General features: G+C 71.4%; 8 protein-coding genes and 1 pseudogene. 5 read left to right on the plus strand and 4 right to left on the minus strand.

The window, feature by feature from the left end; all coding sequences use genetic code 11:
- Positions 1-428 (plus strand): aldehyde dehydrogenase family protein (locus tag AB0C29_RS27010; protein WP_360825531.1); only part of this gene is annotated, 428 nt, incomplete at its 5' end.
- Here AB0C29_RS27010 and AB0C29_RS27015 read toward each other — a convergent pair.
- The 4 genes from AB0C29_RS27015 to AB0C29_RS27030 are packed head-to-tail and all read right to left on the minus strand — an operon-like array spanning position 373 to position 3,717.
- A complete protein-coding gene (locus AB0C29_RS27015) occupies positions 373-1,170 on the minus strand; it encodes an ABC transporter ATP-binding protein (protein WP_360825534.1) in 798 nt (265 codons plus the stop codon). The two genes, AB0C29_RS27010 and AB0C29_RS27015, sit on opposite strands and share 56 nt — an antisense overlap.
- A 14-nt stretch (positions 1,171-1,184) precedes the next feature.
- Positions 1,185-1,952, minus strand: a complete 768-nt coding sequence (locus tag AB0C29_RS27020) for an ABC transporter permease subunit (protein ID WP_360825537.1) — start codon at positions 1,950-1,952, stop codon at positions 1,185-1,187.
- Positions 1,949-2,755, minus strand: coding sequence for an ABC transporter permease subunit (locus AB0C29_RS27025; RefSeq protein WP_360825540.1), 807 nt, complete (start codon positions 2,753-2,755; stop codon positions 1,949-1,951). The genes AB0C29_RS27020 and AB0C29_RS27025 overlap by 4 nt, the downstream gene beginning before the upstream one ends.
- On the minus strand, positions 2,752-3,717 hold the full coding sequence (locus tag AB0C29_RS27030; RefSeq protein ID WP_360825544.1) for an ABC transporter substrate-binding protein: 966 nt from the start codon (positions 3,715-3,717) through the stop codon (positions 2,752-2,754). Before AB0C29_RS27030 ends, AB0C29_RS27025 begins: the two co-directional genes overlap by 4 nt.
- A 116-nt stretch (positions 3,718-3,833) precedes the next feature.
- Here AB0C29_RS27030 and AB0C29_RS27035 point away from each other — a divergent pair, with 116 nt between their 5' ends.
- The 4 genes and pseudogenes from AB0C29_RS27035 to AB0C29_RS27050 form a co-directional block, all read left to right on the plus strand.
- Positions 3,834-4,976, plus strand: a complete 1,143-nt coding sequence (locus AB0C29_RS27035) for a 4-hydroxybenzoate 3-monooxygenase (RefSeq protein WP_360825547.1) — start codon at positions 3,834-3,836, stop codon at positions 4,974-4,976.
- Positions 4,973-5,776: a CoA transferase subunit A gene (locus AB0C29_RS27040; RefSeq protein ID WP_360825550.1), complete on the plus strand. Its 804-nt coding sequence runs from the start codon at positions 4,973-4,975 to the stop codon at positions 5,774-5,776. Before AB0C29_RS27035 ends, AB0C29_RS27040 begins: the two co-directional genes overlap by 4 nt.
- Positions 5,773-6,531 carry a CoA-transferase subunit beta gene (locus AB0C29_RS27045; RefSeq protein ID WP_360825553.1) on the plus strand — a complete coding sequence of 253 codons (759 nt, stop codon included), beginning with the start codon at positions 5,773-5,775 and terminating at the stop codon, positions 6,529-6,531. Before AB0C29_RS27040 ends, AB0C29_RS27045 begins: the two co-directional genes overlap by 4 nt.
- A pseudogene (locus AB0C29_RS27050) lies at positions 6,528-6,661 on the plus strand (hypothetical protein); the annotation flags it as partial. The gene AB0C29_RS27045 and the pseudogene AB0C29_RS27050, both read left to right, overlap by 4 nt.

The following is a 6,661-nucleotide window of genomic DNA, read 5'->3' on the forward strand; positions in this document are numbered from 1 at the left end:
CGGTCGCCGGCGGCGCCCGGGTGCTCAGCGGCGGCGGTACGCCGGACGGCGCGCACTACCCGGCGACGGTCCTCGCGGGCGTGACGCCGGACATGCGCATCCACACCGAGGAGATCTTCGGGCCGGTGGCGACCGTACTGACCGTGGCCGACGAGGAGCAGGCGATCGCGGTCGCCAACGACAGCCCGTACGGGCTCACCGCCGGGGTGCTGACCCAGGACGTCAACCGGGGTTTCGCCGTCGCCCGGCGGCTGCGCACCGGCATCGCCCACGTCAACGACCAGTCCGTGGACGACGACCCGACCGCGCCGTTCGGCGGGATGGGCGACTCCGGCTACGGGCGCTTCGGGGGCCGGGCCGGCGCCGAGGCGTTCACCGATCTGCGTTGGATAACTCTCCAGCAGCGCCCGAAGCAGTACCCGTTCTGAGCTTGGCCCGCTGTATCTGCTCGTAGACGCGGGTCCGCAGGGTGACGAAACGCGGATCCGCCCGGGTGTGCAGCTGGTCGCGCTCGGCGGGCAGGTCGACGGTCAGCTCGTCCTGCACGACCGTGGGTGACGCGGACAGCATCAGCACGCGCTGGCCCAGGTAGACCGCCTCGTCGATGTCGTGCGTGACGAACAGGATCGTCATGCCCAGCCGCTGCCACAGCGAGCGGACCAGGTCCTCCAGATCGGCCCGGGTCTGCGCGTCGACGGCGGCGAACGGCTCGTCCATCAGCAGGATCGACGGTTCGTAAGCCACGGCCCGGGCGATCGCGACCCGCTGCTGCATCCCACCGGACAACTGCCACGGGTACGCGGACTCGGTGCCGTCCAGGCCGACCGCGGTCAGGGCCTCGGCGACCAGTTCCTTACGGCGGGCCTTGGGGACCTTCTTCTGCCGCAGGGGCAGGTCGACGTTGTCGCGCACCGTCATCCACGGGAACAGGCTGCGGCCGTACTCCTGGAAGACGATCGCCAGGCCGCTCTTGTCGCCCACCGTGACCTCGCCGGAGGTCGGGTCGAGCAGCCCGGCGATGCAGCGCAGCAGCGTGGTCTTGCCGCAGCCGGACGGGCCGACCAGGCAGACCAGCTCGCCCTCGGCGACGGTGAACGTCAGGTCGCGCAGCGCCTCCACCTCGCGGCTGCCGGACCGGTAGACCTTGCGCAGGCCCTTGACCTCGAGCATCGTCGTCTCCTTCGTCACGAGCGGCGCTGGGCGTCGCGCAGGCCGTGGTACCAGGCCAGCGCGCGGCGCTCGGCCAGGCGGAACAACTCGGACAGGCCGAAGCCGAGCAGCCCGAGCAGGATGATGCCGCTCCACATCTCCGGGATGGCGAAGCTGCGCTGGAACTGCACGATGGTGAAGCCCAGGCCGTTGCTGGCGGCGAACATCTCGCTGATCACCATGAGGATGATCGCGATGGACAGCGCCTGCCGCAGGCCGGCGACGATCTGCGGGGACGCCGCGGGCAGCAGCAGGTGACGCAGCCGGGCCGCGCCGGTGATCCCGTACGCGCGGCTGGTGTCGGACAGCACGCCGTCGGTGGCGCGGACGCCCTCGACGGTGTTGAGCAGCACCGGCCAGACGCAGCCGGAGACGATCACGATGACCTTCATGCTGGTGCCGATGCCGGCGAACAGCATGATGACCGGGACCAGCACGGGTGGCGGCACGGCCCGGAAGAACTCCAGCACCGGCTCGGCGGCCGCGCGCAGCCGGGGGTTGGCGCCGATCGCGACGCCGGCCGCGATGCCGATCACCGCGGCCAGCAGGTAACCGGCGCCGAGGCGGGCCAGGCTGGGCAGCACGTCGGCGCGCAGCCGCTCGGGGGTCCAGGTGTCGGCGAACGCGGCGAGGATCTGGCGCAGCGGGGGCGCGTAGAAGTTCTCACTGTTCGCGCTGGCCGCGTACCAGGTCAGGAAGAGCACGACCGGCAGGCCGAGGACCAGCAGCAGGCGTTTGATCATGATGGTGCCTCCCCGCGGACGGACTGGTGCCAGGCGAGGAAGTGGCGTTCGGCGTAGCGGGCGGCCAGGTTGATGGCCACGCCGAGCAGGCCGGTGACGACGATGAGGGCGTACATGGCAGGGATCGCGTTCGAGGTCTGGGCCACCGCGATGACCGCGCCGAGGCCGGGGGCGCCGATGACCAGCTCGGTCGTGACCGCGAGCACCAGCGCGACCGAGGCGGCGAGGCGGATGCCGGTGAAGACGTACGGCAGCGCGGTCGGCCAGAGCACGTAGCGGATCCGGGCCCAGGGACCGAAGCGGAAGCTGCGGGCGGTCTCGTCGGCGACCGGGTCGACGTCGGCGACGCCGTACAGGACCTGGACCAGGACCTGCCAGAAGGCCGCGTAGACCACCAGCAGCAGGGTCGAGCCCAGGTCCGAGCCGTAGAGCAGGACCGCGAGGGGGATCAGCGCGACCGACGGGATGGGCCGCAGGAACTCCACCGTCGAGGCGGTGACCGCGCGCAGCACGGGCACCGCGCCGATCAGCACCCCCGCGGCGACGCCGGCCACGACCGCGATGGCCAGACCGATCGCCCACGCGGTGAGGGTGTCCCCCACGGCCACCCAGAACGCGCCGGTGACCGCCTCGTCGGCCAGGGCGGCCAGGATCCGGCTGGTCGGCGGCAGGTAGCTGTCCGACACGATCCCGGCGCGGGGCAGCAGCTCGACCAGCACGAGCAGCCCGGCCAGGCCGGAGAGGCCGAGCAGCGCCCGGCCCCCCGGCACCGTCCGCGGCGCAGCCGCCCCGACCGCCGTCACGGGAGGATCTTGGCCAGGTCGGGCGTGGCACTACCGAAGATGCCGTCCTGGGCGCCGAGCTTGCTCAGCGTCTCGACCGACGGCTTGTTGATCTCGGTGGGCCATTTCGGCAGGGTCAGTGCCTCGCGGACCTTCGGGTCGATCTTGGTGTACGAGCCGAGGATCTCGCGGACCTCGTCCGGGTGCGCGTCGGCATAGGCCAGCGACTCGTTCATCGCCTCGGTGAACCGCTTGACCAGGTCCGGGTCGTCGGCGATGAGCTTGCTGGAGGCGAAGTACGCCGCCACGGTCAGATCCGGCGCCGCGTCGACGTAGTTCCAGGCGACCACCCGGCCACCGGCGGCGGTCACGGCCGACAGCGACGGTTCCACCACCCACGCGGCGTCGACCTGGCCGTTCTCCACCGCCGCCGGCATGTTGGCGAACGGCATCTCGACGAAGCTGATCCCGTTCGGGTCGCCGCCGGCCTTGCGCACCGACTCGCGCACGGTGGTGTCACCGATGTTCTTCAGCGTGTTGACCGCGATCTTCTTGCCGGCCAGGTCGGCGGGCTTGGTGATCGGGCTGTCCTTGCGCACCGCGACGCCACCGAAGTCCTTGCCGGCCGTACCGGTCGAGGCCACGCCGTTGCTGACCACCTTGATCGGCACGTTCTTGGTCTGGGCGATGAGCAGCGAGGTGATGTTGCTGAAGCCGAACTGGAACTGGCCGCTGACCACGCCGGGCACGATCGCCGCGCCACCCTGGCCGCTCTCCATGGTCAGCTCGATCTTCCGATTCTTGAAGAATCCCTGTTTCTGCCCCAGGTAGATGGGCGCGACGTCGACGATCGGGATGATGCCGACCTTGACCTGCGCGACCCCGCCGTCGGAGGTGGCGGGGCCCGAGCCTGAAGAGGATCCGCAGCCCGCCCCGGCTCCGACGAGGGCGAGCACGGTCATCCCCGTGATGAACCGACGCATTCTTCAGACCTCCAGTGGGTTGTCCTTGTGCGCACACCGCACGTAAGTTCTCATGAAGAACGTATGGTGTGGGCTGCCTCACGTCAACGATCACCATCGATTAATGGGAGGTCGCCGTGCGCACGCAGGTCGGCATAGTCGGGGCGGGCCCGGCGGGGCTCGTCCTCGCCCGGTTGCTGCAGCGGGCCGGGATCGACACGGTGATCCTGGAACGCCGCTCGCGATCCTATGTGGAGAGCCGGGTTCGTGCGGGGGTGCTCGAACACGGCACCGCGCAACTGCTCGACCAGCTCGGCGTGGGACAGCGGATGCGCCGGGAGGGCATGGTGCACCGCGGCATCGAGCTGCGCTTCGGCGGCGAGAGCCACCGGATCGACCTGGAAGCGCTCACCGGTAAGACCATCACGGTGTACGGCCAGCAGGAAGTGGTCAAGGACCTGATCGCCGCGCGGCTGGCCGACGACCTCCCGCTGCACTTCGAGGCCGAGGTCACCGCCGTCGACGGCACCGTGCTGGAGTACGAGCAGAACGGCGTCCGGCACCGCCTCGAGTGCGATTTCGTGGCCGGCTGCGACGGCTCGCACGGGGTGGCCCGCCTCGCCGTGCCCGACGGCGCGCTGCGGACGGCCGAGCGCGAGCACCCGTACGCGTGGCTCGGCATCCTGGCCCGCTCCCCCGCCGCCGCCGAGGAGCTGGTCTACGCCTACCACGAACGCGGCTTCGCCCTGCACAGCATGCGTACCCCGGACATCATCCGGCTCTACCTGCAGGTGCCGCGGGACACCGACCTGGGCGACTGGCCCGACACCCGGATCTGGGACGAACTACGCACCCGGCTCGACCTGCCGCTCAAGGAGGGCGAGATCCTGGAACGCGGCATCACCGGGATGCGCAGCTTCGCGGTCGAGCCGATGCGCCACGACCGGCTCTTCCTGGCCGGCGATGCGGCCCACATCGTCCCGCCGACCGGCGCCAAGGGCATGAACCTGGCCATCGCCGACGTCCGGGTGCTGGCCGAGGCACTCACCGCGCACTACCGGGAACGGACGGACGAGCTGCTGGACAGCTACTCACGGACCTGCCTCAAGCGGGTCTGGCAGGTGCAGCGCTTCTCCAACTGGATGACCACGATGCTGCACCGCCACGAGGGCGACGACGAGTTCGGCCACCGGGTCCAGCTCGCCGAGCTGGAATACGTGACCGGTTCCACCGCGGCCGCCACCACCCTGGCCGAGAACTACGTGGGACTCCCCCGATGAGCGCCCGGATCGTCCCGCTCGCCGACGCGATCGCCGAGCTGGTGCACGACGGCGACACCGTCGCGCTGGAGGGCTTCACCCACCTGATCCCGGTGGCGGCCGGCCACGAGATCATCCGGCAGGGCCGGCGCGGGCTGACCCTGGTCCGGATGACCCCGGACATCGTCTACGACCAGCTCATCGGGGCCGGCTGCGCGGCCAGGCTGGTGTTCTCCTGGGCCGGCAATCCCGGCGTCGGTTCGCTGCACCGCTTCCGCGACGCCGTCCAGCACGGCTGGCCGGCGCCGCTGGAGATCGAGGAACACAGCCACGCGGGCATGGCCAACCGGTACGTCGCCGGCGCGTCCGGCCTGCCCTTCGCCGTGCTGCGCGGCTACCTCGGCACCGACCTGCCGGAGCACACCGCCACCATCGCCCCGATCACCTGCCCGTTCACCGGCGAGACGCTCACCGCGGTGCCGGCGCTGAACCCGGACGTCGGCATCGTGCACGCCCAGCGGGCCGACCGGGCCGGCAACGTGCAGTTCTGGGGGATCACCGGGGTGCACAAGGAGGTCGTGCTGGCCTCGGCCCGGTCGCTGGTCACGGTCGAGGAGATCGTGGACGAGCTGACGCCGGTGCCCGGCGCGGTGGTGCTGCCGGGCTGGGCGGTCACCCGGGTCGCGCACGTGCCGGGCGGCGCGCATCCCTCGTACGCGATGGGCTACAGCGACCTCGACAACGACTACTACCAGGCGTGGGACAAGATCAGCCGGGACCGGGAGGCGTTCTCGCAGTGGCTGACGGGAGTGACGGCATGAGCTGGACCGCGGACGAGATGATGACCGTCGCGGCGGCCCGGGCCCTGCGCGGCGACACCCGGTGCTTCGTCGGCATCGGCCTGCCCAGCACGGCGGCCAACCTGGCCCGCCGTACCCATGCCCCGGACCTGGTCCTGGTCTACGAGTCCGGCACGATCGGCGCCAAGCCGGACCGGCTGCCGCTGTCCATCGGCGACGGCGTGCTCGCCGCGACCGCCGACGCGGTGGTCAGCGTCCCGGAGATGTTCAACTACTGGCTGCAGCCCGGCCGGATCGGCGTCGGCTTCCTCGGTGCGGCCCAGATCGACCGGTACGGCAACATCAACACCACGGTCATCGGCGACGACTACGCCGACCCCGGGGTACGGCTGCCCGGTGCGGGCGGCGCCCCGGAGATCGCGGCGTCCTGCGGCGAGGTCATCGTGGTGGTCCGGCAGAGCCCGCGGGCGTTCGTCGACCGGGTCGACTTCGTCACCTCCGTCGGTCACGGCCGCGGCCCCGGCGACCGGGCCCGGCTGGGCCTGCGCGGACGCGGCCCGGTGCTGGTCATCACCGACCTGGGCGTGCTGGAGCCGGACCCGGAGACCCGGGAGCTGACCCTGACCCGGCTGCATCCCGGCGTCACCGTCGAGCAGGCAGTCGCGGCCACCGGCTGGAAGCTGCGCGTCGCCGAGCCCCTGACCAGCACCGAGCCGCCGAGCGAGGACGAGCTGACCGCCCTGCGCGCACTGACCGGAGCGAAGGAGAACCCATGACCGCGCACCCGCCGCTGCTGTCCCCCGGCTACAAGTCGACGATCCTGCGGGCCCCGCACCAGGCGCCGATCCTGCTGCCGCACACGCTGACCGAGCTGACCGGGCCGGTGCTGGGCGAGGGCCCGGTGGC

The organism is Actinoplanes sp. NPDC048791, from assembly GCF_040650095.1.
In the GTDB taxonomy this organism is placed as follows: Bacteria; Actinomycetota; Actinomycetes; order Mycobacteriales; family Micromonosporaceae; genus Actinoplanes.